Raw genomic sequence first — 23,299 nt, forward strand, 5'->3', positions numbered from 1 at the left:
TCTCACTGACAGCTACGGCTGCGTCGGAATCGTGACCCCGGGCTTGCGGCCGACCACGACGTTGACCGTCTGGTCCTTGTCGAGCTTCTGGCCGAAGTTCGGCTGCTGGTCGATGATCTTGCCGACCTTGTCCGGGTCGTTGGTCATCACTTCCTGGGTGTTGATCTGGCCGGTCCAGCCCAGCGCCTTGAGCGCCTTGTCGGCCTCGGTCGGCGACATGCCCTCCAGGTCCGGCATGTCCAGCTCGATCTTGTCGCCGTTGGAGACCTCAAGGGTGATCGTCGACCCCACCTTGAGCTTGCCGCTCTTCGGCGACTGGTTGACCACCTTGTTCACCGGCTGCTCGGACGAGACGTCGCGGCGCTGCGGCTTGAAGCCGAGGTTGGTCAGGTTGCTCGCGGCGGTGTCGTAGTCCTGACCCACGAGGTTCGGCACCTCGACGGTGTCCGGCCCCTTGCCGATGGTGAGCTTGACCTGCGTGCCCACGGTGACGCTCTGGCCACCGGCCGGGCTCTGGTCGATGACCTTGCCGATCTCCTCCGGCTTCTCGGTCACCTGTTCCTCGACCGCGGGCGCGAGCTGCAGGTTGACCTTCGCCAGTTCGGCGGCCGCCTCGTCCTTGGTCTTGCCCGTGAGGTCGGGCACCGGGATCTTGCTGGGCGACGCGCCGACCTTGATGGTGACCTGGTCGTTCTTCTTGACCGACGTGCCTGGCACCGGGTTGGTCTCGATGACCTTGCCGATGCGGTCCGGCCCACACCCCGGCGTGCCGTCGGCGGCGGCCTGGCACGGCACGGTCTCGCGGACGACCCGCAGGCCCTTCTCGCTGAGGGTCTGCGTCGCCTGCGCCTCGAGCTGGCCCGTCACGTCGGGCAGGGTGAACGTCTCGCCGCCCGCGGGTGCCTTGTCCTTGTCCGACATCAACCAGAAGATGACGCCCGCGAGCGCCGCGACGAGCAGGCCGACGAGGACTATCGTCCACGTCTTGCGCTGCTTGCGCCTGCGCTCTTCCTCCTCGTCGCCGAACCGGTCGTAGTCGTCGTAGTCGTCCGACAGCGCCTCCGGCCGGTGCCTGCCGCGCATCTCCGGCTGACGGCTCGCGCCGAGCACCGCGGTGCGGTCCTCGTCGGTCATCACCATCGGGGCGGCGGGCCGCTGGCCCGACAGCACGCGGACGATGTCGGTGCGCATCTCGGCGGCCGACTGGTAGCGGTTGGCCGCGCCCTTCGACATCGCCTTCAGCACGATCGCGTCGAGCTGCGGGCTGACCCGCGGGTTCAGCGCCGACGGCGGCTTCGGGTCCTCGCGGACGTGCTGGTAGGCCACCGCGACCGGCGAGTCGCCGGTGAACGGGGGCTCGCCGGTGAGCAGCTCGAACAGCACGCAGCCCGCGGCGTAGACGTCGGACCGGGCGTCGACGGCCTCGCCGCGCGCCTGCTCCGGCGAGAGGTACTGGGCGGTGCCGATGACCGCGGCGGTCTGGGTGACCGCGACCTGGCCGTCGGCCACCGCGCGGGCGATGCCGAAGTCCATCACCTTGACCGCGCCGGTCTTGGTGATCATGACGTTGGCGGGCTTGACGTCGCGGTGCACGATGCCGTGCCGGTGGCTGAAGTCCAGCGCCGCGCAGACGTCGGCCATGATCTCCATCGCGCGCTGACCGGAGAGCGGGCCCTCGGTCTTGACGATGTCGCGCAGCGTGCGGCCGTCGACGTACTCCATGACGATGTAGGGCAGGGGACCGGTGTCGGTCCGCGTCTCGCCGGTGTCGTACACGGCCACGATGGCGGGGTGGTTCAGCGCCGCGGCGTTCTGCGCCTCGCGGCGGAACCGCTCCTGGAACTGCGGGTCCCTGGCCAGGTCCGCGCGCAGCACCTTCACGGCGACCTCGCGGCTCAGTCGGACGTCCCGGCCGCGGTGGACCTCGGACATGCCGCCGTACCCGAGAGTCTCGCCGATCTCGTAGCGGTTGGAGAGCAGTCGCGGTGGTGTCATCGGTGCGTCGTCCCGCTCCTAGTCAATTCCTGTCCCATCATGCCTGCTGCCCGCCCTCTGGCTTCCATACTGCTCATGTCGGCGGTCCTTGCTGCGGTCGGCACACGATTGTGATGTGGTCGCCACGCTTGAGCTTGCCGATCGGGGTGACGCTCGTCACCGCGCACGCGGATGCGTCATCCGGAGCGACATCCGTGTCGGTCACCACGGTGGTCCGCAGCCCCAAGTCGACCTCGAGCTCCATGGCGACTTCGGCGGCGGGCCTACGGAGGTACCGCGTAGGGATGATCGTCACCATCTCACCTTCGGCGGTGCCGTCGGAGGGTTTCGTCGGTTTCTGGGTGGGACCTGTACCCGGTTGGCCGCCGGGCAGAGTGTCCTCCGGCTCCGAAGCGCGGGTCGATGTGGCGCCGGTCTCACCGGCGGGCCCGTTCGGACTGTCCGATCGGAAGATCGCGGGCAGCGCGAAGGCCAGCGCCACGATGAGCGCGATGGTCAGCAGCGCGATGGTGATCCACAGCCCGGTCCGGCTCTCCCGCAGCGGCGGGCGCGGCGGGATGCGCATGGGGAACGCGCCGGAGCCCGGGCTCGGCGGCGGCACCGGCAGCATCCCGGGGTGGGTGTTCGGGCCGACCTGACCGCGCGCGGCGGCCATGGCGACACCGGACGGCGCGGGCAGCGGGTGTCCGGCCCGGACGGCGGCCACGGCCGCGGCGAACTCGCCGCCGCTGGCGTAGCGCTGCCGCGGGTCCTTGACCAAAGTGGCCTCGATGACCGCGCGGGCACCCGGCGGCACGTCCGGCGGCAGCGGCGGCGGGAGGTCGCGGATGTGCATCATCGCGACGGTCACCGCGTTCTCCGACAGGAACGGCCTGCGCCCGGTGAGGCACTCGTAGCCGACGACGGCCAGCGAGTAGACGTCGCTGGCGGGCTCCGCCTCGTGGCCGAGCGCCTGCTCCGGGGCGATGTAGTGGGCGGTGCCCATGACCATGCCGGACCGGGTGACGGGGGCGGCGTCGGCGGCCTTGGCGATGCCGAAGTCGGTCAGCTTCACCACGCCGGTCGGGGTGATGAGGATGTTGCCCGGCTTCACGTCCCGGTGGACGTAGCCGCGCTCGTGCGCGGCCTGCAGCGCCTGGCCCGCCTGCTCCAGGATGTCGAGGGTGCGCTCGGCGCTGATCCGGCCCTCCTTGGCCAGGATCGCCGCGAGCGGGTCGCCCTCGACCAGCTCCATCACCAGGTACGCGGTGTCCTGCGGGCCGTCGACGATCGCGGCGGTCTCGCCGTAGTCGTGCACGGCGGCGATGCCGGGGTGGTTGATCGAGGCGGTCGTGCGCGCCTCGGTGCGGAAGCGGTGCAGGAACTCGGCGTCGCCGCTCAGCTCCGGCTTGAGCACCTTGACCGCCACCTTGCGGTCGAGCCGGGTGTCGGCGGCCTCCCAGACCTCGCCCATGCCGCCGACCGCGATCCGGCTGCTGAGCCGGTAGCGGTCGGCGAGGAGCAGGCCCGAGGTGAGCATGATCAGCTACCTCCGGCGAGGAAGGCGTTGATCGTGGCGCGGCCGATGGTGGCCGACAGCTTGCCGCCGGTCGCGGCGACGTCGCGGCTCTCCACGACGACGGCGACGGCGATCTTCGGGTCGTCGGCGGGCGCGAACGCGACGTACCAGGCGAACGGCGGGGTGTTCTTCGGGTCGTTGCCCGTCTCGGCGGTGCCGGTCTTGGAGGCGATGGTGAGGCCGCTGGTCTTGCCGTCGCCGCCGGTCTTGGCCTCCGACTGGATCATCATGTCGCGCAGCTGGTCGGCGGTGGAGCGCGACATCGGCCTGCTCAGGCTGTCCTCGTCGAAGCTGGAGATCTCCGACAGGTCGGGCGCCAGGATCGTCTTGACCAGCTGCGGCTTCATCCGCTCGCCGCCGTTGGCGATGGCGGCGACGATCTCGGCGTTCTGCAGCGGGGTCAGTCGCACGTCGCGCTGGCCGATGCCGCTCTGGTAGAGCGCGTTCTCGTCGGCCACGGTCAGGCAGCCGTTGTCGGCGCTCGGGCCGATGCACGACGGCACGACCGTCATCGGGACCTTCAGGTCGGCCTCGCCGATGCCGAGCTTGGCCGACATCGCGCTGAGCTTGCGGCCGCCGACGTCGTGGGCGAGCTGGGCGAACGCGGTGTTGCACGACAGCGCGAGCGCGGTCTCCATCGTGACCGTGCTCTGGCTGCCGTTGCAGAAGCCGCGGTTGTAGTTGCGCAGCTCCGAGCCACCGACGGTGATCTTGTCGGTCGCGGTGACCTGGTCGTCCTTGGTCTTGCCGTCCTCGATCGCGGTCGCGGCCACGACAAGCTTGAACGTCGAGCCCGGCGCGTAGGTCTCGGCGATCGCGCGGTTGAGCACCGGCTTGCGCGGGTCGTCGCGGTAGGCCAGCCACGCCTGTTCCTGGGTCTTGCCGTCGTGGGCGGCCAGCGGGTTCGGGTCGTACGACGGCGTCGAGACCATCGCCAGGATCTCGCCGGTCTTCGGGTTGAGCGCGACCACCGACCCGGCGAAGCCCTGCTTCTCCATCGCCGCGTACGCCGCTTCCTGCGTCGGCGGGGAGATGGTCAGCTCGATGTTGCCGCCGCGCGGGTCGCGGCCGGTGATCAGGTCGGAGAGCCTGCGCACGAACAGCCGGTCGTCGGAGCCGTTGAGGATCTCGTCCTCGGCCCGCTCCAGGCCGGAGGCGCCGTAGCGCTGCGAGTAGAAGCCGGTGACCGGGGCGTACATCGGGCCGTTGGTGTACTGGCGCAGGTAGCGCAGCCGGTCGTTGGTGGCCTGCACGGTCGCGAGGACCTTGTTGCCGCCCGCGAGGATCTTGCCGCGCTCGCGGGAGTACTCCTCCAGCAGCACCCGCTGGTTGCGCGGGTCCTTGCGGTAGTCGTCGGCCTTGATGATCTGGATGTAGGTCGCGTTGACGAGCAGCAGCACGACCATGGTGAGCATGGCCAGGCCGACGCGGCGGAGCGGAGTGTTCATGCGGGACGCTCCTGGTCGGGCCGCTGCACCATGACGGTGTGCGCCTCGGCGATCGGGGCCTGCGGCACCGGCCGCGGCCGCACCCCGGTCTGCGGCCTGCGCGCGGCGTCGGAGATGCGCAGCAGCAAGGCGACCAGGATGTAGTTGGCCAGCAGCGACGAGCCGCCGTAGGACAGGAACGGGGCGGTGAGGCCGGTCATCGGGATCAGCTTGGTGACCCCCCCGACGACCACGAAAACCTGCATGATCAGCAGGAACGACAGGCCGCCGCCGAGCAGCTTGCCGAAGGTGTCGCGCACCGCGAGCGCGCTGCGCATCCCGCGCAGGGCCAGCACGGTGTAGATCATCAGCAGCGCGGCCAGGCCGATGAAGCCGAGCTCCTCGCCGATGGCCGCGGGGATGAAGTCGGTGTTGGCCAACGGGACCAGGTCGGGCCGACCGGCGCCAAGGCCGGTGCCGCCGACCCCGCCGGTGCCGAGCCCGAACAGGCCCTGCGCGATCTGGTAGCCGCCGCCCGGGTCGTCGTAGGTGGCCAGCGGGTCGATCCAGTTCGCCACGCGCTGCTGCACGTGGCCGAAGAGCTGGTAGGCGACCAGGCAGCCCGCCACGAACAGCATCAGGCCGACGCCGACCCAGACACCGCGCTCGGTGGCGACGTAGAGCATCACCAGGATCGTGCCGAAGAACAGCAGCGATGTGCCGAGGTCCTTCTGGAACACCAACACGCCGACCGAGACGCCCCACGCGAACAGGATCGGCCCGAGGTCCCGCGCGCGCGGCAGGTCGACGCCGAGCACGCGGCGGCCCGCGGCCATGAACAGGTCGCGCTTGGAGACCAGGAAGCCCGCGAAGAACGTCAGCAGCAGGATCTTGGCGAACTCACCTGGCTGGATGGAGATGGGCCCGACGCGCAGCCAGATCTTCGCGCCGTTGATCGTCGGGGCGATGAAGCTCGGCAGGAACGCGGGCAGCGCCAGCAGGATCAGCCCGACCAGCCCAAAGGTGTAGCTGTACTTGGTGAGCTTGCGGTGGTCCTTGATCACGATGAGGACCGCGAGGAACAGCAGCAGCGAGATCGTCGTCCAGAGGATCTGCCGCGGCACATCGTTGTTGATCTCCCGGCCGAGCCGCAGCGCGCGCTCGGTCAGCGCCAGGTCGATCCGGTAGATCATCACCAGGCCCAGCCCGTTGAGCACCGCCACGCACGGCAGGATCAGCGGGTCGGCGTACGGGGCGAACTTGCGCACCGCGACGTGCGCGCCGCCGAACAGCGCGAGGAAGGCCAGGCCGTACCAGACGATCCGCAGCGTCAGCTGCTGTTCCTGGTTGGCCTCCACCAGCATGAGCGCCGCGGAGACGACGAACGCGGCGAACCCGAGCAACAGCAGCTCGGTACCGCGACGCGTCGGCGCCGCACCGTCGGGTCCGACGCTGCCTTGCCCGGCCGCCAGACCAACCGCGCCCTGGACCGGTGATCCCATCAGCCGCCGCCCTTGTCCTCAGCGCGCGGCTCGCGGCAATTCACCTTCGGCTGGGGCGTGACCTTGGACGTGGTGGTGGGCGTGGCGGTGTCGGTCGTCGTCGGCGGCGCCACGTTCGACGTCGCTTCCCCGGGGGTGGTGGTGACCGGGGCCTGCGGCGGCAGACCGGGCTCGGTGGTCGTGCTCGGCTGGGTCGACTCGTTCTGCTTGACCAGGTCGCCGCAGTCGGGCAGCCCGAACTTGCTGCGCAGCTCCCGGACGAACTCGCGGGCGCCGACGATGTTGTCGAAGGTGTTGCTGCCCGACCGGACCTCGTCCTTGCCGAACTGCTCCAGGTCGTCGACGTAGAACTTGTCGCACGTCGCCGCGGCGGCCGGGTCGCACGACCCTTCGCGCTGGCTGTTGAGCGACAGGCCGAGCACGCTGCCGCGCACGCCCTGGAAGATCGCGATCTCGCCGTTCTCGCCCTCGCCGACGAAGAACTGGTTGTTGACCCACAGCCGCGCGGCGATCGCGCCCGCCGCCAGCAGCAGCAGGACCAGCACCGACGCCACGGCGAGCCGCACCCGCTTGCGCCGCTTGATCCGCGGGTCCGGCGGCTCGGGGGCCACCTGCGGCTTGGGCGCCGGGCGCGGCGCGGTGATCGTGGCCGCGCGCGAGGCGGGCGAGTCCGGCGGCGGCATGTCGTCGGAGCCGTTGCCCGCCGCGCCGCCCACAATCGGATTGTTCTCGCCGTAGTCGACGTCGACCACGTCGGCGATGATCACCGTGACGTTGTCGGGCCCGCCGCCCTTGAGCGCGAGCTCGATCATCCGGTCGGCGCACGCCTGCGGGTCGGGGATCTCGATGGCCTCGGCCATGGTCTCGAAGCTGACCGGGCCGGACAGGCCGTCGGAGCACAGCAGGTACCGGTCGCCCGCGCGCGCCTCGCGCACCGTCAGGCTCGGCTCGACCTCGTGGCCGGTCAGCGCCTTGAGCAGCAGCGAGCGCTGCGGGTGGGTGGCGGCCTCGTCCTCGGTGATGCGGCCCTCGTCGATCAGCGACTGGACGAAGGTGTCGTCGTGGGTGATCTGGGTGAACTGGCCGTTGCGGCGCAGATAGACCCGTGAGTCTCCAACATGGACCATGCCGATCCGGTTGCCCGCGAACAGGATCGCGGACAGGGTGGTGCCCATGCCGTCGAGGTCGGGATCGCTGGAGACCAGCTCCGCGATGGCGCCGTTGCCCGCCAGCGTCGCCTCGCGCAGCTGGCCGAGCAGGTCCTCGCCGGGCTCGTCGTCGTCGAGCGGGGCGAGGGCGGCGATGACCACCTTGCTGGCCACCTCGCCCGCGACGTGGCCGCCCATGCCGTCGGCCAGGGAGAGCAGGCGCGGGCCCGCGTACACGGAGTCCTGGTTGTTGGAACGCACCAGGCCCCGGTCGCTGCGGGCCGCGTAACGAAGAACAAGGGTCATGAGCGCAGCTCGATCACCGTTTTGCCGATACGGATCGGGACACCCAAGGGCACCCGGAGGGGTGCGGTGACCTTAGCCCGGTCCAGGTACGTGCCATTCGTCGAGCCCAGATCTTCCACGTACCAGTCCGTCCCACGCATCGACAGCCGCGCGTGGCGGGTGGATGCGTAGTCGTCGTCGAGCACCAGCGTCGAGTCGTCGGCCCTGCCGATCATGATCGGCCTGCCGTCGAGCGAGATTCGGGTACCGGAGAGCGCGCCATGGGTCACCACGAGCTGCCGTGGCGCCTTGCCGCGCACCTTGCCCGCCGCGTTGCGCCGGAACCCCGGCACCGCGACCCGCAGCCCGGAGGCCGCGTACAGATCGGAGCGGACCACCCGAAGCGCGGCCAGCACGAACAACCAGAGCAGGGCGAGAAACCCTGCCCTGGTCAGTTGCATAACCAACTCTGGCACTTGTTGTGACCGCTCCCGACTCTGTCCCGCACGACCCTAGAAATGAGGACTGCCAGGGTTGTGCACCCTGGACAGTCCTCAGGACGTCCGGTCGACCTCGAACGTTGCTTGCTCCGATTAAGCCGGTCAGCCCTGCGTGCGGAACACCAGCGACGAGTGCCCGATCCTGACCACGTCACCGTCGGCGAGCTGCCAGGTCTGCACCGGCGTGCCGTTCACCGTAGTGCCGTTGGTCGACCCGAGGTCGGCGAGCGTGGCGCTCTGCCCGTCCCAGGTGATCTCGAGGTGACGGCGGGAGACCCCGGTGTCCGGCAGGCGGAAGTCCGCGTCCTGGCCGCGGCCCACCACGTTGCCGCCCTGCTTCAGGGCGTAGTTGCGGTTGGAGCCGTCGTCGAGCTGCAGGCTGGCCGACAGCGTCCGCGGGCCGGTCTGCACCGCGGGCGGGGCGTAGCCCTGCTGCCCGTACGGGTCCTGGCCGTAGCCCTGCTGCTGGCCGTAGCCCTGGTCGTAGCCGCCGCCCTGCTGGCCGTAGCCCTGCTGGCCGTACGGGTCCTGGCCGTAGCCCTGCTGCGGCTGCTGGCCGTAGCCCTGCTCGTAGCCGCCCGGCTGCTGGCCGTATCCCGGCTGCTGGCCGTACGGGTCCTGCTGGCCGTAACCCGGCTGCTGCTGGCCGTAGCCCTGGTCGTAGCCGCCGCCCTGCTGGCCGTAGCCCTGGTCGTAGCCACCACCTTGCGGCTGCTGGCCGTAGGCCTGCTGACCGTAGTTGGGATCGTTGCCGTACTGGCCCTGGCCGTACCCGTACTGCTGCTGTCCGTACGGGTCGCCCTCGGGCGGCTGGCCGTAGCCGGGAGGCTGGCTCATGGATCGGTCTCCTGCGTTGCGGGGTTGTGCCTGCTGTCTACCTGCCTGTTGGCCTGCACCGCCGACATGAGGCTTCACATCGGGGTCGACAGCTGAGCGGGTTCGGAACTGTCCGGTGTGCAGCGCGTCGGAGCGCTCCAGGGAGACTACGACGTCACCATAGGTGTCCCAACCGTGCTCGGCGAGATGTTCCGCCACACAGTCCGCCAGCAGCGTTTTCATGCGCTCTTCGTCGCCCGCGAAGTTCTGGTGGTCGGCCGGGCCCAGTTGCACTATGTAGTGATTGGGCGCCAGCAGTCTGCCACCAGCCAACTCGCGCACGTTGTCGTCGCCTTCGCGCTGCAGCGCCTGTGCCACTTCCTGGGGCACCACGTTGCCACCGAAGACACGCGCGAAGGTGTTGCCAACGACGTCCTCCAGCTTGCGGTTCAGCCGCTGTCCGATGCCCATGGTTCCTCCTTCCCGTGCGTGCTCCTGGGACGATCGTATCCGGGTGGGACCCGCAGGACACGGGTATGTGCGAACCCAGTTCTGACGCGTGCTAGGCTTCTCCACGTTCCGAGGGAGAGATCCCCCGGGATAGTCACTCGGGCGAGTGGCGGAATGGCAGACGCGCACGGTTCAGGTCCGTGTGTCCGAAAGGACGTGGGGGTTCAACTCCCCCCTCGCCCACGCGATAGACGGCGAGTGCTCGCAAAGAGCACTCGCCGTTTCGCGTTCAAGCCCTCTGGGGGGCGACCCCCCAGACCCCCACGGTGCGATCGGCGGCGGAACCAGCGTGGTTCGGCGGCTAGATCGTGAAGCGTGCGGTGCCCCATGCGCGGTCGCCGGGGGCGTTGAGTGCGGCCACCCGGTGTCCGTCGATGAAGTACTCGGCCGAGTGGACCAATCCCGAGTCGACGGCCTCCTGCCAAGCCTGGTGCGGGCCGACGCCCCACGGGTACCAGGGGATCAAGTCGTCCACGACGACGATCGCGCCCGGCTTGGCGATGGCGCGGGCGTTGGCGATGTCGGCCGCCGCCACCTCATAGGTGTGGCCGCCGTCGACGAAGACGAGGTCGAACCGGTCGTCGCGCGTGGTGGCGAAGTCGGGGACGGTGACCGTGGAGTCGCCGACAATCAGTTCGTGGCGGCCCGGGTAGTGGTTGTCCACGTATTCCTTGGCCAGCTCAACCGACCGCCGCCGGTCGAGTTCGAACGACACCACCGTGGCCTCCGGCGAGCTCTCCAGAAAGGCCAGCGCCGAGAAGCCGACGTTGAAGCCGATCTCGGCAACCCTCAGCGCGGCCGTGCTTTTCGCGAGTTCGCGCAGGTAGGTGGCCTCGGCGGCGCTCGCTCCGCCCTCGGTCAGCTGGCCGCCGCCCTCGCGGACGTAGCCGTAGACGTCCCACATGAGCGCTTCGATGCCGCTCACCATTTCCGCGGATTCATTGGTCATGGCGAAACGATACTGACTTCATTAAGCGGAAAACTACGGGTGTTTTCTATAAATGGCGGCCCCGATTCACTCGGTTTTTGACAAGCCGCATCGCCGCAGGTCGGGTGACCGGACGGACACTGTCGGTAGAGGCTGCCGCCGTCTGGCGGAGCGGTCACCCAGTCGGCGGCACAGTCGGGCCGAAGTCCGCTTACCGCCCGTCGACCGGTTAACGCCCGAGTCGGGCCGCCGGTCGCACGAGGCCCTTCACACTCTCTTAATCGCGTGTCTCTTCCTGGTACTCAAATCATGTACCAATCGACATCGCGTCGAATCCCCGCCAGTCGAGCGGTGAGCGGTAGCGGTGGAGGAGAAGGGCGGACGTTCGTGAGCGGCATTCCAGGGCGCATCGCGGTTACCGAGAACCTCACTGCGATGCCCGCGCAGCTGGCGCCGCCGGTCGAGCTGCCCGCCCCAGTCGACGATCTGGCCGCCGCCGCCCTGCGCACGCTGGGCTGGTCCGGCGCGATCCTGCCCGAGATGACGCTGCTGGGCCGCCGGGTCTGCCTGGTCGCCGAGCTGCGGCCGGACGTGCACGCCGAGCGCATCTGCCTCGGCCAGGAACCGGTCACCGACCGGGCAACCGTTGCCACGTGGGCGTTCCCCGAGCTGACCGGCCGGGTGCCCGAGCCTGCCGCGCGCATCGTCGGGGCCATCGCCGTCGCCCGGCACTGGCGCACCGGCCTGGCCAACGCCGTGCCGTTCCTGCGCTTCGGCGACGCGGCCATGGTGCTGCCCACCTCCGCCGTGCTCACCCACGACTACCTGGCCAAGTGCCTGCCCCGGGCGCGCGCCTACGGCGTGGGCGTGGTCAGCGCCGAGCCCAACGGCGAGGTCGACCTCGACCTGCCCGGCCGCGGCGAGCGCGCCTACCCGGAGACCGACGGGCTCTACCGCTGGGTCAGCGAGCTGGCCTACGACCAGATTCTGGAAAGCGTCGCCGTCTAACCGAGCACCCGCGCCAGATATGGGTTGACGAACCGCCGGTCGGGGTCCACTTCGGACTGAACGCGGCGGAAGTCGTCGAAGCGGGGGTAGCGCGCCCGCAGGGTCTCCGCGTCGAGCGTGTGCATCTTGCCCCAGTGGGGCCGCCCGCCGACCGCGCCGACGATCGACTCGAACAGGTCGAAGTACGCGCGGTAGGGCATTCCGGTGAACTGGTGGATCGCCAGATAGGCCGAATCCCGTTCGTACGCGGTGGAAAGCCAGATGTCGTCGGCCGCGGCGACGCGCACCTCCACCGGGAACATCACCGGGTCGGCCAGCTTCGGCACCTCGGTCCGCAGCTCGCCGAGCACGTCGGCCAGCGCGGCGCGGGGGATCGCGTACTCCGACTCGACGAACCGCACTTTTCGGCTCGTCACGAAGACCTTGTGCGACACGTCGCTGTACGAGCGCGCCGAGACCGCCGACGACGACAGCTTGTTCAACGGCCGCACCAGTTTCGGCACCGCGCGGCCGATCCGGCACAACGCGCCGAACACCGCGTTCTCCATGACCTCGTACTCAACGAACTGCTTCACCCGGCCGAGTGGCGCGGGCGTCGCCCCTTCGGGCAGCCGGTTGTTCGTCTTGGTCAACGCGTTGTGCCCGTAGGGAAACCAGTAGAACTCGAAGTGGTCGTTCGCCGCGCACCGCTCGTCGAGGGAGGCGAGGACGTCATCGATCGGCTCCGGCCTCTCCTCGGCGGCCAGTACGTACGACGGCACGGTCTGCAGGCTGACGGTGGTGATCACGCCGAGCGCGCCCAGCCCGACCCGGGCCGCGGCGAACAGCTCGGGCCGCTCGGTCGCCGAACACGACACCGTCGACCCGTCGGCCAGGACCAGCTCCAAGCCGGTGACCTGCGTCGAGATGCCGCCGAGGCGCGCGCCGGTGCCGTGGGTGCCGGTGGAGATCGCGCCCGAGATCGTCTGGGCGTCGATGTCGCCGAGGTTGGCCATCGCCAGGCCGAGCCGGTCGAGTTCGGCGTTGAGGGTGGCGAGGGTCGTGCCCGACCGGACGATGACCGCGCCGGTCTCGGTGTCGGCGGCCACGACACCGGTCCAGTTCCCCAGGTCGAGGGCCACATCGTGGGCCGCGGCGATCGCGGTGAACGAATGCCCGCTGCCCCGCGTACGCACGGTCAGCCCGCGCTCGGCCGCGCCGGTCACCGCCTTGCTGATCTCGGCGACGTCGCGCGGGGCGTGCACCTCGCGCGCGACGGCGGAGGCGGTGCCCGCCCAGTTGCGCCATGCGGTCTGGGGCATGCGGTGACCTCCCGGCCGGTTCGTCAGTTCAGGAAACGCTAAGTGAAACGTCTTCACATTTCAAGGTTCTGGCCGTACGGTTGTCTCGTGCCTGCCTCCGCGCGTTCCCGGCTCGACGCCGCCACCGACCACCTCGACCCCCCGGTCGCCGTGGTCGACCTGGCCGCCTTCGACCGCAACGCCGACGACCTCGTCCGCCGGGCCGCGGGCAGGCCCATCCGGATCGCGAGCAAGTCCGTGCGCTGCCGCTTCCTCCTGGAACGAGCGCTGCGCAAGCCGGGATTCGACGGCGTGATGAGCTACGCACTGCCCGAGGCGCTGTGGCTGGTGGACGCGTGGGCCGACACCGACCTCGCCGACACCGACATCCTCGTGGCCTACCCGACCACCGACCGCGCCGCGCTGCGCGCGCTGGCCGCCGACGAACGCGCCAGGCACCTCGTCTCGGTGATCGTCGACTCGGTCGAGCACCTCGACTTCATCGACGAGACGCTCGGCGCCGACCACCCAGACATCCGGGTCTGCCTCGAACTCGACGTGTCCTGGCGGCCGCTGGGTTCGCCCTCGGTCCACGTCGGCACCCGCCGCTCGCCGGTGTTCACCCCGGAACAGGCGGGCGACCTGGCGAACGCGGTGTGCGCCCGGCCCGGATTCCAGCTCGTCGGCGTGATGGCCTACGAGGGCCAGATCGCGGGCCTCGGCGACAACCCGGCGGGCAATCCGCTGCTGCGCGCCGCCCTGCGCTGGATGCAGCGCCGGTCGGGCCGCGAACTCGTCACGCGCCGGACCGCCGCGGTCCGCGCGGTCACCGACGTGCGGAAACTGGAGTTCGTCAACGGCGGCGGCACCGGCAGCATCGAGATCACCCGGGCCGACCCGTCGGTCACTGAGATCGCGGCAGGCTCCGGTCTGATCGGGCCGACCCTGTTCGACCACTACACCCAGTTCAGCCCGCGGCCCGCGGTGCTGTTCGCCGTCCCGGTCGTGCGCAAGCCCGCGCCGGACATCGCCACCCTGCTCGGCGGCGGCTACCTCGCGTCCGGCCCGGCCAACAGCTCCCGGCTCCCGCAGCCGTACCTGCCGGAGGGGCTCAAGCTCCTCGGCATGGAAGGCGCGGGCGAGGTGCAGACCCCGGTGACCGGCGCGGCCGCGCGCGGCCTGAACGTCGGCGACCGGGTGTGGATGCGGCACGCGAAGGCGGGCGAACTCGCCGAGCGGTTCACCGAGTACCACGTGCTCGACGGCGACAAGGTGACCCACGCGGTACCGACCTATCGCGGCGAGGACCGGAGCTTCGGCTAGTTCGGGAGCTTCTGGTTCGCCATGTAGTTGTGCACCACGGACTTCGCCTCGGCGATGACGACGTCCTCGGGGAACAGCTTGCGGCGGAACGCGAGGTTGAGGATCGAGTCGGCGATCTCGTTGGCCACCGCGATCGGCAGCCGGATCGTCTCGAACGGCACCCCGAACCGCTCGGCGATGAACGCGGCCATGCCGTCGGCGATCACCGTGTTGTTGTCGCGCTGGCCATCGATGAGCCGCTGGTCGACGACGTCGCCGAACCGGATCCGGCTGAAGCCGGGCACCTCGCGGTACATCTGCACGTAGATGTCGAAGATGGTGTCGGCGGCCTGGTCCCAGCTGTCCAGCGCGGCCTCGTCGAGCCTGCGGCTGATCTCGGCCATGAAGTAGTCGAGGTTGCGCTGGGTCAGCGCCTGCACGACGGCCCGCTTGTCGGGGAAGAATTGGTACAGCGACCCGACCGCGACCCCCGCCCGCTCGGCGATGAGCGTGGTGGTCACACCGTCGTATCCCAGCTCATCGATGAGCTGCGCGCACGACTCGAGCATCTTCTCCACGCGCTTGGCGCTGCGCTGCTGGACGGGCTGGCGGCGGAGCGGGGTTGGGCTGGCCACGGGATCTCCTCCTGGTCGCTCCCATATATCTTGCCCGTTCAACTACCAAAACCGGGCATCGAAGCGCCGCCTGTGCCACATCTGAGAACAAAATTCACAACCTACCCGGGGTTTGGTCTACTGGTGAACGGCCTGCGGGCAGATTTGTCCGCTGGAACACTGTTTCTGTTCGCCTGGACAGCCCGGAGGTTCTTGTGGACCGACGCTCAGCCCTCGCCGCGGCCGCGCTCGCCGTGTCGATCGTCCTCACCCCGATCCCGGCGACGGCGGCCCCGCCCGACGGCTACGCGGTCGGGCGGCGGGACGTGGTGCTGGTCGACTCGACCCGGCCGACCGCCCCGGATCCGCGTGGCGTGCCCGGGAAACCGGACCGCACCATCCCCGTCCGGCTGCTTTACCCGGCGGTTGGCGCACCGGACGGACCGATCACCGATCGGCCGAGATCCGCGCCGGGGGTGTTCCCGCTGGTGGTGTTCTCGCACGGGCTGACCGCGACAGGCCCCGCGTACGAACAGTTGGTGGCGGTCATGGTTCGGGCCGGTTACGTCGTCGCGTTGCCGACCTTCCCGCTGACGAGCGGACCCGGCGCCGGATTCGAGGACTACGTCAACCAGCCCGCGGACGTCAGCTTCGTCATCGACTCGGTGCTGGCCATGGCGCGCGACCGCCACGACCCCCTTTTCCACCACGTGAACCCGTTCCGCATCGCCGCGGCGGGCCACTCGCTCGGCGCGATGACGACGGTCGGCGTGACCTATCACGAGGCGGTTCGCGATCACCGGATCGATGCCGCGATCGCCTTCGCGGGCGCCGAACTTCCCTTCCCCGGCGGCGACTACCTGCCCCGCGGCCGGACCCCGCTGCACTTGGTCCACGGCGCGCTCGACGCGACGGTGCCCGTCGGGGCGAGCGATTCGTTGTACGCCAACGCGACCGGGCCGACGACGTATCTGCGGCTACACAACGCGGGGCATATCGATTTGTTCTTCCCGCCAACGGGTGAACTCACCATCGGCAGCGCGGTCGCGTTCCTGGACGCGTACATGAAGCACAGGACCCGAGACCTGCGGGACTTCCCGAAGCTGGTCGCGGACTCCGGCCTGGGCACCTGGCAGCAGAAGTAATCAGTCAACCGGACCACCGCGCCAGCCGCCGCCTTAGGGGAACGAGAGGCAACGCGACCACGGTGCGCACCCTGCGGGACGTTCCAACGGTCGCAACCAAACGTAAGAATTTGGGGAGCCGGGATGGTGCCGGGGACCGGTGCTGGTCGGGGGAGGGAGTACAGCAGCACCGGTCCCCGGGTCTGGGGGCGCCTACCTGGCGCCTGCGTGGACCCGGCGCGAACGCAGCGCCGACGGGTCCAGAGCGTGGCGGGCGTTGGTCGGCTGCGGTGCGAGACCGCCCGCGACCAGGTGTTCGTACGCCGCGCGCCACACCGAGCACGGCGCCTTCTGCTGGCGCCAGCGGGAGGAGCAGACCGGGCAGTTGCCGCGGTCGTCCGGCTCGTGCGCGGCCAGCATGGAGCGCCAGCCCTCGGTCAGCCGGGGCAGCTCCGACCGCGCGACGGACAGCAGAGACGGTGCATCGGCCCGCGTGGCCAGCTCGGAGAGCATGTCGAGCCGCTCCCAGACCGCACTGCGCAGAACCTGGCCGAGTATCTCGTCCACCTCAACGTCACCGTGACCTTTCCGCCTGCTCGGCGGCTTCTCTGAGCGCGATCCGCAACTGGCCGAGCTGGCCCGCTGTCAGCACCGCGGTCTCTCCGGGGGGTCCGACGAGGACCACCTTGTTCTTCTCCACGAGGACGGTCACCGACCGGTCGCGGTTGATCACATCGCCGCAAGCGATCCGCCAGACCTTCCGGCCTGCCACCGAACCGTGCAGGGTGTCCAGCAGTTCCATGCCGCCGTGTCCCTCCGTGGTCGTACGCTTACAACGAACAACACTGATGCGTCACAAACCAAAACGGAGCGTCATAGCGCCGATCGGTGGCCGTCTCACGTTAAGCGGTCACTAGAGTTCGCCCGGGCCGATCAGGTTCGCCGAACAGCACTTCTCGTGGCCCGTGAAGTGCGCTTACTCTGCGTTTGACGCCCAGCGGACTGTGAGGGGGCGGAATGAACTCGATCGGATCTCCGGGTTCTCCCATTACTCCGGACACTTGGGAGGAGCCCGAGATGCGGGCCGCGCTCGCCGCGCGGGAGGTCAGTTCCGTGTATCGGTTGCTTCGTCGCACTGGTGTCTCACAGCGCCAGATCGCCGCGATGACCGGTCAATCGCAGTCCGAGGTGTCGGAGATCCTCAAAGGCCGTCAGGTGATGGCCTACGACGTGCTCGCACGGATCGCCGACGGGTTGGGTGTCCCAAGGGGATACATGGGGCTCGCATACGACGAGGTCACGGCGATTCGTGTCGCCGTCTCCCGCGAGCCCTCGCAGCCTGAGGAGAGCGAAGAGGTGAAGCGTCGGGAGTTCCTGGCACACGCGGCCGCCGTCACGGTGGGCGCGAACGTGCTGGGCACCAACTCCGGGTCGTGGGTCGCCAACCCCGTCCAGACTCCAGCGCCCGGCCGCATCGGCATGACCGATGTGCGCCAGGTGGAAGCGGCCACCAGGGCGCTCCGGTCGCTGGACTACCAGTACGGCGGCGGCTTCTGCCGTGACGCCGTCGTGGCACAGCTGTCCTGGGGACAGCAGATGCTCGGCGCGTCCGGCCCGGAACACGTCAAGCAGCGACTCCACGTCGCGCTGGCCGACCTGCACAACCTGGCGGGCTGGACGTCGTTCGACATCGGACTGACGGACTCGGCCCGCAACCACTTCGGCAAGGCGTTGGAGCTGGCCAAGGCGGGCAAGAGCGAGCCGCTGGTGGCCAACATCCTCTACCGGATGGGCCGGGTCTACCTGCACAAGGAGTCCCCGGACGACGCGCTGAAGATGTTCCAGCTCGGTCAGATCGCGGCGCAGGAGTCGGGTTCCGAGCTCGCGGTGGCGGTGATCTGCGCCAACCAGGCGTGGGCCTACGCGCTGATGGGCCACAAGGAACAGACCATGAAGCTCATCGGCCGAACCCGCGACGAGTTCGCGCGGGCCAACCTCGAGGAAGCCGAGGACTGGGTCAAGTTCTTCAACGAGACCGACGTCTACGCGATGATCGGCACCGTGCACACGGTGCTGGCGCAGACCGTCGACCCGATGCACACGAAGTTCGCGATCCCGGCCCTGTCCAAGGCGATCGACGCCTACGGCGATGAGATGACCAGGTCCAAGGCGTTCAACCTGGGCGCGTTGGCCACCAACCACCTGTTGGAAGGCGACATCGACCACGGCGCCAAGATCGGCCGCGGCGCGGTCGACCTGGCCGAGACGCTGAAGTCGAGCCGGGTGCGCGACCGCCTGCAGCCACTGCTGCTCGAGGCGACCAAGCGCCGCAACAACCCTGATGCCCGTGACCTGGCCGACCAGATCACCAACCTCAGCGTGGCCTGACCACGGCGAGGGTGGCCGTGAGATGGTCGCCAAAGGGCTGTTCACCAGGGCGAATCTGCATGCCGCGCTGGCCGCGGTGTGCGCCGAGATCGGCCTCGACGCCGCGGGTGCCCGGCTGCTGAGGTTCACCAACAACGCGGTGTTCGAGCTGGTGGGCGCGCCCGTGGTGGTGCGGATCGTCGGGTCGGTGGCGCTGCGGCACCGGGTGGACAAGGTGGTTCGCGTGGCCCGGTGGTTCGCCGAGCACGGTGTCCCCGCGGTCCGCCTGATCGACGGGCTCACCCAGCCGGTGTTGGTCGGCGACTACGCCGCGACCGTGTGGCGCACTGTGGACAAGTCCGGCCCCGCGCCCTGTCCCGCCGACCTGGCCCGCCTGTTGCGCCAGGTCCACGCCCTGCCGCCGCCCGAGGCCCTGCCCGCGTGGGACCCGCTCGACGACGTGCGCCGCCGGATCGGCGAGGCCGAGGGGCTCGACCGCGACAACGCCGCCTTCCTGCGCGACCGCTGTGACCTGGTCGAAGGCTGGCTGAGCTGCCTCGACTTCCCGCTGCCCCCCGGCTTCGTGCACGGCGACGCCCACCTGGGCAACCTCATCCCCGGCCCGGCGGGCCCGGTGCTGTGCGACTTCGACTCCAGCTGCGTCGGCCCGCCCGAGTGGGATCTGACGCCGTTCGCGGTCGGGGTGCGCCGGTTCGGCCAGTCGCCTTCGCAGTACGACGAACTGGTCCGGGGATACGGCTTCGACGTCACCCGATGGGCTGGTTTCTCCGTCCTGCGCGAGGTGCGCGAACTGAAGCTCATCACCAGCGTGTTGCCGATCATGAACAGCACCCCGGAAGTTCGCCCTGAGCTGCTCAAACGTCTTCGCGACTTCCGCTCTGGAAACACCTCCGCGCAGTGGACCCGCTACACCTGACCGCGCTGTCACCCGTCTCACCAGGCGTAACGGCGGGACGGTGGTGAGCGAAGTGAGGGTCAACGGCGACACGGACGGACCCGTCCGGGTTGTCGATCTACTCTCGGTATCAGCGGGGTGGTTCGGGTGTCGGGTTCGCGCGGCAGGGTGTGGCGGTTGGGCGGGGGCGCCCGACGCGCGCTGAGTGCCGCGCGAGCACTCGACGATGTCGTGGCCGATCAGCTGTCCGTCATCAGCAGGCTGCCCGAGGACTCCCGCCGCCGAGGTGCCGATTACCTCGCCGAGCTGGTGATGCTCGCACAGGCTTACCGCCACTTCGCCAACGGCTGGATCGGCCGCCGCGAACTGGAGCGCCGGGCCCGGCAGACGACCGAGCGGCTCGCCGAAATGCGCCGGAACCGGCCGATCCCTGCGCATCTCACCGAGCAGGACTGACCGTTCGGCGTTCCCCTGTTTGGGCGTACTCGGGGTGTCCGATGGTTGGCTGAGTAGCGAAGCCGTCCGTCGAACGGGCGTCGACACCCGGTGAGCGCGAGTTATCCACAGGTAGTTGTGGACAACGATCCACAGGTGTGGACAACTCTCAGGCCACCGGGGCGCGGGTGAGGATGACCGCGAAGCCGAAGGCCAGGCCCATGACGGCCAACTCCAGCCCCACCCAGCCGACCAGCGCGGTCCGCTTGTGCGCGACGACCCCGGGCATCAGCCGCCACCGGACGTTGGCGCCCAGCGCGGCCAGCGTGACGAGGCAGGCCGTCTTGATGAGCACGAGCACGCCGTAGCTGGTGGTGAACAGGCCGCTGACCAGGTCGTAGGTCGGGCTGACGGCGAGCTCGATCAGGCCGTTGAACAGGCCGGTCGCGGTGACGAGCACCAGGCAGACCGTGGCCAGCTTGGAGAACCGGGGGAGCGCGTGCCCCAGCAGCGTGCGGTTGGCCGCGGCCAGCGCGACCACCGCGCCGAGCCCGCCCGTCCACGCCGCCGCGCTCATGACGTGCAGCTCCATCGAGATCATCGTGAAGTCGTGCCAGCGCCAGTTCGTCGCGTGGCCGGTGACCGGCAGCGGCAGCAGCGCGAACAGCGCGACCGCGGCCCGCAGTTCGGCGGGCATGTTCTCGCCCACCCGGACCGCGGCCAGCGACAAACCGAACGTCAGCAGCGCGAACGCGGCGACGAACAGCAGCGCCTTGCCCGCCCCGACGGTGGCGATGTACTCGCCGACCGCCGCGAGCGAGACGTCCTCCTCCGGCCGCAGCTCGGCGGTCTGCAGGACCAGAGCGACCAGCGCCGTCATCACCCAGACCAGCGAACTCGCCATCGCCACGCGCCGGGCGGTCGACAGGATCGGCTCGGTGATCGCGGGCCGGTCGAACCCGACCAGCAGCGGCAGCAGGCAGAGCCCGACGGTGACCACGGCGGCCATGTCGAGCAGCACGCGCACGATCGGCAAGCCGACCCGGACCACCGCGTCCGGCCGCGGCAGCCCCGGGATCGGTTCGGTCGCCACGATCGCCATGCCGATGAGCACGCCGACGATCGAGGCCGCGACCAGCACCGTGACCAGGTGGTACCGCTGTCGGGCGGCGGCCCGGGTCTCGCTCACTTCTGCGCACCCCCGCCGACGCGCAGCGCGAAGAACACGCCCGCGCCCAGCAGGACGGCCGCGCCCGCGATCCACACCCAGACCGGGACTCCGCCGTCGTCGCCGGACGGTTCGGCGGCGGTGCCGGTGGTCTTGGTCTGCTCCGGCGGGGCGGGCGTGCCGTTGCCCGCCTTGTTCAGGGTGAACTTGATCTCGCCGGACACCGGGTGGCCGTCGGCCGACAGGATCCGGTAGCCGACCCGGTACTCGCCCGCGGGCCCGAGTTCGCGGAGCGGGGCGCTGACCACGTTGCCCCGCACCGCGGCCTCGCCGCCCTGCCACTGGTCGGTGCCGTTGGGCCCGACGACGACGATCGAGTTGAGTCCCTTGCCGTTCTGCACGGGCTGGTCGAACGTCAGCTCGATCGTCGACGGCCCGGTGTCGATCGCGGACTTGTCCGCCGGGGTGCTGCTCACCAGCTGGTTGTGCGCGAGCGCCGCGGGCGCCAGCCCCACCAGGGCGAACAGGGCGACGGCGAACGCGGCGGCCGCTCGGGTGATGGTGCGCATCCGGCTTACTCGCCCGCCTTCGCGATCGCCTTGCGCGCCCGCAGCGTGGCCCCGGCACCCAGGCCGAGGCCCAGCGCGCCGACCGCGAGACCGGCGCCGCCCAGCCAGCGGGCGGTGTCGTCGCTGGAGGCGGACTTGGCCTCGGTGTGGTCGGTGCTCGTCTGGTTCGACGCCTGCGCGGCGGCGTGGTCGTCGGCGCCCTCAGTCTTCTTGGTCAGCTTGACGACCGGCGCCGGGCGCTCCGGCTCCTCGGCGCCCTTGGCCGCGGGCGGCGCGTCCCACGCGACGACCTTGCCGCTGTCGTAGGTCTGGATCGCCGGGATGACCAGGGTCTCGGTGTTGTCCGGCAGCCTGCCCGCCGACACCTCGAACTCGCCGAACTCGCCAGGCCCGATCCGGGTGCCGGGGGCGGCGGTGAAGGTGACGGTGCTGATGGCCTCGGTGATCTCGGCGCCGTGCGACTGGATCGGCTTGTCGAGCTTGGTCTTGGCCAGCGCGGCGGTCCAGCCCGGGATCGGCTTGGTGCGCACCGAGGTCAGCGGGTACTCGACGGGGAGCTTGATCTCCACCTTGACCGTGCCCGCGGTGTTGTCCTCGTTGGGCACCCGGAAGGTGATCTTGGTGTACCCGCCCTGGACGGCGGGCTCGCCGAGCACCTTGGCGGTCACGTGCGCCGAGGCGACGCCGGTGCCGAACAGGGCGGCACTGCCTGCGACGGCGAGCAGGACGCCTGCGCGCGCGAAAAAGCGGTGGGACATGACTTCTCCTGAACGTGGAAAGGGGCGGGCGGTTGCCCGTGTGTGTGGGTGCGGGGTTCAGGAGAAGCGAGGTGGACCGCGGCGGGGCTGGCTGGTCTGGAAGACGAACCGCCGGAACGACGGGTATTCGCGGTGGACTTCGACGGTCGCCTTGGGCGGCTCCGGAGTCCACAGCAGCGCCCGCACGATCCCGGCGACCGCGGCGGCGATCACGTCGAGCGCCGCGTCGGCCCTGGTCAGCAGCACCGCGGTCAGCGCGGTCGCGGCCAGGTGGGTGGCGATCATGGCCGCCGTGGCGGAGGTGGTGCTGTGGCCGGGGGTGACGTAGGTGAGCAGGATGTGGAGGCTGGCCTGGCTGACCCCGAGCAGCGCGAACTTCGCCCGCGCCTTGTTGGCCAGCGCTGTCCCGACCCACGCGACGAGCCCGGTCAGCACCACCACGATCGCCGCGTCCGGCACGCCGCCACCGGCCATCCCGTGCGCCGCGATGGCGAGGGAGGCGGAGGTCGATCCCAGCAGAACCCCACGCCACGCGCGATACGCGCGCGGCCGGTTCACTCTGCTGGGGATCACGTCGCCCAGGGTATTCGGTGGTGTCCAGTGAGCAGGGTCACACGCCGAGAGATGTGAGCAGGCGCTCCTCTATCTTGTCCAGCTCCGCCGCCACCGCCCGGTGCGCGCCCTTGCGCCGCGGCGTCGGCATCCGCTCCGCCGCCCGCACCGCGGCGGCCAACTGGCCGAGCGTGGACTCGGCGGCGTCGGCGAATTCCAGATCGGCCGCCGACACGTTGGCTTTGGTCCGCAGCTCGGCGATCCCACTGGCCGCCCCGCTGATCCGCGCGTGCAGCGCGCCGCCCTTGCCGGTGTAGTGCCCCAGGTCCTCGACCGACACCCCGAGCCTGCGCGCCTTCGCCCGGTCCCACCGATCCCGCACGGCGGAGGCGGTCTTGACGACGTAGGGAGTCACCACGGGCAGCACGACCGGCCCCAACACCTTCGCCACCGCGATCGCGTTCTTCGCCCTGGCAGGCGTAAACCCGTCCTTCTTCCGCGCCACCCGACCCACCCCTCGCCTTATCCACACCCGTC

The 23,299-nt window shown here is 70.1% G+C and carries 22 protein-coding genes, 1 tRNA gene and 1 pseudogene; 7 read left to right on the top strand and 17 right to left on the bottom strand.

Features of this window, described 5'->3' with window-relative positions; all coding sequences use genetic code 11:
* Positions 1 to 12 precede the first annotated feature (12 nt).
* From pknB to ACSHT8_RS23335, 7 genes are all read right to left on the bottom strand, one after another.
* The gene (pknB, locus tag ACSHT8_RS23305) at positions 13 to 1,995 is read right to left on the bottom strand and encodes a Stk1 family PASTA domain-containing Ser/Thr kinase (RefSeq protein ID WP_436493027.1); all 1,983 of its coding nucleotides are present in this window, start codon (positions 1,993 to 1,995) and stop codon (positions 13 to 15) included.
* Positions 1,996 to 2,068: 73 nt separating this feature from the next.
* Positions 2,069 to 3,514, bottom strand: coding sequence for a serine/threonine-protein kinase (locus ACSHT8_RS23310; protein WP_436493028.1), 1,446 nt, complete (start codon positions 3,512 to 3,514; stop codon positions 2,069 to 2,071).
* Between the two features lie 2 nt (positions 3,515 to 3,516).
* Positions 3,517 to 5,001, bottom strand: a complete 1,485-nt coding sequence (locus ACSHT8_RS23315) for a peptidoglycan D,D-transpeptidase FtsI family protein (RefSeq protein WP_436493029.1) — start codon at positions 4,999 to 5,001, stop codon at positions 3,517 to 3,519.
* Positions 4,998 to 6,482, bottom strand: coding sequence for an FtsW/RodA/SpoVE family cell cycle protein (locus tag ACSHT8_RS23320; RefSeq protein ID WP_436493030.1), 1,485 nt, complete (start codon positions 6,480 to 6,482; stop codon positions 4,998 to 5,000). The genes ACSHT8_RS23315 and ACSHT8_RS23320 overlap by 4 nt, the downstream gene beginning before the upstream one ends.
* Entirely contained in the window at positions 6,482 to 7,936 is a 1,455-nt protein-coding gene (locus ACSHT8_RS23325; RefSeq protein WP_436493031.1) for a PP2C family protein-serine/threonine phosphatase, read from the bottom strand. The genes ACSHT8_RS23320 and ACSHT8_RS23325 overlap by 1 nt, the downstream gene beginning before the upstream one ends.
* On the bottom strand, positions 7,933 to 8,391 hold the full coding sequence (locus tag ACSHT8_RS23330; protein WP_054053348.1) for an FHA domain-containing protein FhaB/FipA: 459 nt from the start codon (positions 8,389 to 8,391) through the stop codon (positions 7,933 to 7,935). Before ACSHT8_RS23330 ends, ACSHT8_RS23325 begins: the two co-directional genes overlap by 4 nt.
* A gap of 126 nt (positions 8,392 to 8,517) precedes the next feature.
* On the bottom strand, positions 8,518 to 9,702 hold the full coding sequence (locus ACSHT8_RS23335; RefSeq protein WP_436493032.1) for a DUF3662 and FHA domain-containing protein: 1,185 nt from the start codon (positions 9,700 to 9,702) through the stop codon (positions 8,518 to 8,520).
* Positions 9,703 to 9,841: 139 nt separating this feature from the next.
* Here ACSHT8_RS23335 and ACSHT8_RS23340 point away from each other — a divergent pair.
* Positions 9,842 to 9,924: transfer RNA gene (locus ACSHT8_RS23340), tRNA-Leu, on the top strand.
* Positions 9,925 to 10,042: 118 nt separating this feature from the next.
* Here the strand turns inward: ACSHT8_RS23340 and ACSHT8_RS23345 are convergent.
* Positions 10,043 to 10,690 carry an O-methyltransferase gene (locus ACSHT8_RS23345; protein WP_436493033.1) on the bottom strand — a complete coding sequence of 216 codons (648 nt, stop codon included), beginning with the start codon at positions 10,688 to 10,690 and terminating at the stop codon, positions 10,043 to 10,045.
* 414 nt (positions 10,691 to 11,104) lie between these two features.
* On the opposite strand from ACSHT8_RS23345, the gene ACSHT8_RS23350 reads away from it, so the two are divergent.
* Complete coding sequence (locus tag ACSHT8_RS23350) at positions 11,105 to 11,677, top strand: hypothetical protein (protein ID WP_436493034.1); 573 nt, start codon at positions 11,105 to 11,107, stop codon at positions 11,675 to 11,677.
* Here the strand turns inward: ACSHT8_RS23350 and ACSHT8_RS23355 are convergent.
* On the bottom strand, positions 11,674 to 12,978 hold the full coding sequence (locus ACSHT8_RS23355; RefSeq protein WP_436493035.1) for a D-arabinono-1,4-lactone oxidase: 1,305 nt from the start codon (positions 12,976 to 12,978) through the stop codon (positions 11,674 to 11,676). The two genes, ACSHT8_RS23350 and ACSHT8_RS23355, sit on opposite strands and share 4 nt — an antisense overlap.
* Before the next feature lie 87 nt (positions 12,979 to 13,065).
* On the opposite strand from ACSHT8_RS23355, the gene ACSHT8_RS23360 reads away from it, so the two are divergent.
* Entirely contained in the window at positions 13,066 to 14,280 is a 1,215-nt protein-coding gene (locus ACSHT8_RS23360; RefSeq protein ID WP_436493036.1) for an amino acid deaminase/aldolase, read from the top strand.
* Here ACSHT8_RS23360 and ACSHT8_RS23365 read toward each other — a convergent pair.
* Positions 14,277 to 14,894 carry a TetR family transcriptional regulator gene (locus tag ACSHT8_RS23365; protein ID WP_436493037.1) on the bottom strand — a complete coding sequence of 206 codons (618 nt, stop codon included), beginning with the start codon at positions 14,892 to 14,894 and terminating at the stop codon, positions 14,277 to 14,279. The genes ACSHT8_RS23360 and ACSHT8_RS23365 overlap by 4 nt on opposite strands.
* Before the next feature lie 194 nt (positions 14,895 to 15,088).
* On the opposite strand from ACSHT8_RS23365, the gene ACSHT8_RS23370 reads away from it, so the two are divergent.
* Positions 15,089 to 16,018 (top strand): alpha/beta hydrolase family protein, encoded by a 930-nt coding sequence (locus ACSHT8_RS23370; RefSeq protein ID WP_436493038.1) that lies wholly within the window; start codon positions 15,089 to 15,091, stop codon positions 16,016 to 16,018.
* Between the two features lie 192 nt (positions 16,019 to 16,210).
* On the opposite strand, the gene ACSHT8_RS23375 is transcribed toward ACSHT8_RS23370, so the two are convergent.
* Entirely contained in the window at positions 16,211 to 16,564 is a 354-nt protein-coding gene (locus ACSHT8_RS23375) for a hypothetical protein (protein WP_436493039.1), read from the bottom strand.
* Positions 16,565 to 16,571: 7 nt separating this feature from the next.
* Positions 16,572 to 16,763: pseudogene (locus ACSHT8_RS23380) on the bottom strand (hypothetical protein); the annotation flags it as partial.
* A 311-nt stretch (positions 16,764 to 17,074) separates the two neighbouring features.
* Here ACSHT8_RS23380 and ACSHT8_RS23385 point away from each other — a divergent pair.
* The 3 genes from ACSHT8_RS23385 (at position 17,075) to ACSHT8_RS23395 (ending at position 19,736) form a co-directional block, all read left to right on the top strand.
* Positions 17,075 to 18,385 carry a helix-turn-helix domain-containing protein gene (locus ACSHT8_RS23385; RefSeq protein WP_436493040.1) on the top strand — a complete coding sequence of 437 codons (1,311 nt, stop codon included), beginning with the start codon at positions 17,075 to 17,077 and terminating at the stop codon, positions 18,383 to 18,385.
* 22 nt (positions 18,386 to 18,407) lie between these two features.
* Positions 18,408 to 19,301: a phosphotransferase family protein gene (locus ACSHT8_RS23390; protein WP_436493041.1), complete on the top strand. Its 894-nt coding sequence runs from the start codon at positions 18,408 to 18,410 to the stop codon at positions 19,299 to 19,301.
* Between the two features lie 126 nt (positions 19,302 to 19,427).
* Entirely contained in the window at positions 19,428 to 19,736 is a 309-nt protein-coding gene (locus ACSHT8_RS23395; protein WP_436493042.1) for a hypothetical protein, read from the top strand.
* Positions 19,737 to 19,884: 148 nt separating this feature from the next.
* Here ACSHT8_RS23395 and ACSHT8_RS23400 read toward each other — a convergent pair whose 3' ends face one another.
* From ACSHT8_RS23400 to ACSHT8_RS23420, 5 genes are read right to left on the bottom strand one after another with little or no spacing between them, the layout of a single operon-like run.
* On the bottom strand, positions 19,885 to 20,904 hold the full coding sequence (locus tag ACSHT8_RS23400; RefSeq protein ID WP_436493043.1) for a copper resistance D family protein: 1,020 nt from the start codon (positions 20,902 to 20,904) through the stop codon (positions 19,885 to 19,887).
* A complete protein-coding gene (locus ACSHT8_RS23405) occupies positions 20,901 to 21,443 on the bottom strand; it encodes a copper resistance CopC family protein (protein WP_436502154.1) in 543 nt (180 codons plus the stop codon). Before ACSHT8_RS23405 ends, ACSHT8_RS23400 begins: the two co-directional genes overlap by 4 nt.
* 14 nt (positions 21,444 to 21,457) lie before the next feature.
* Complete coding sequence (locus ACSHT8_RS23410; protein WP_436493044.1) at positions 21,458 to 22,210, bottom strand: YcnI family copper-binding membrane protein; 753 nt, start codon at positions 22,208 to 22,210, stop codon at positions 21,458 to 21,460.
* A 57-nt stretch (positions 22,211 to 22,267) separates the two neighbouring features.
* Complete coding sequence (locus ACSHT8_RS23415) at positions 22,268 to 22,783, bottom strand: hypothetical protein (RefSeq protein ID WP_436493045.1); 516 nt, start codon at positions 22,781 to 22,783, stop codon at positions 22,268 to 22,270.
* A gap of 37 nt (positions 22,784 to 22,820) precedes the next feature.
* Positions 22,821 to 23,276 carry a DUF6474 family protein gene (locus ACSHT8_RS23420; protein WP_436493046.1) on the bottom strand — a complete coding sequence of 152 codons (456 nt, stop codon included), beginning with the start codon at positions 23,274 to 23,276 and terminating at the stop codon, positions 22,821 to 22,823.
* Between the last annotated feature and the right edge of the window lie 23 nt (positions 23,277 to 23,299).

Source organism: Actinokineospora sp. HUAS TT18, from assembly GCF_051364635.1.
GTDB lineage: Bacteria > Actinomycetota > Actinomycetes > Mycobacteriales > Pseudonocardiaceae > Actinokineospora.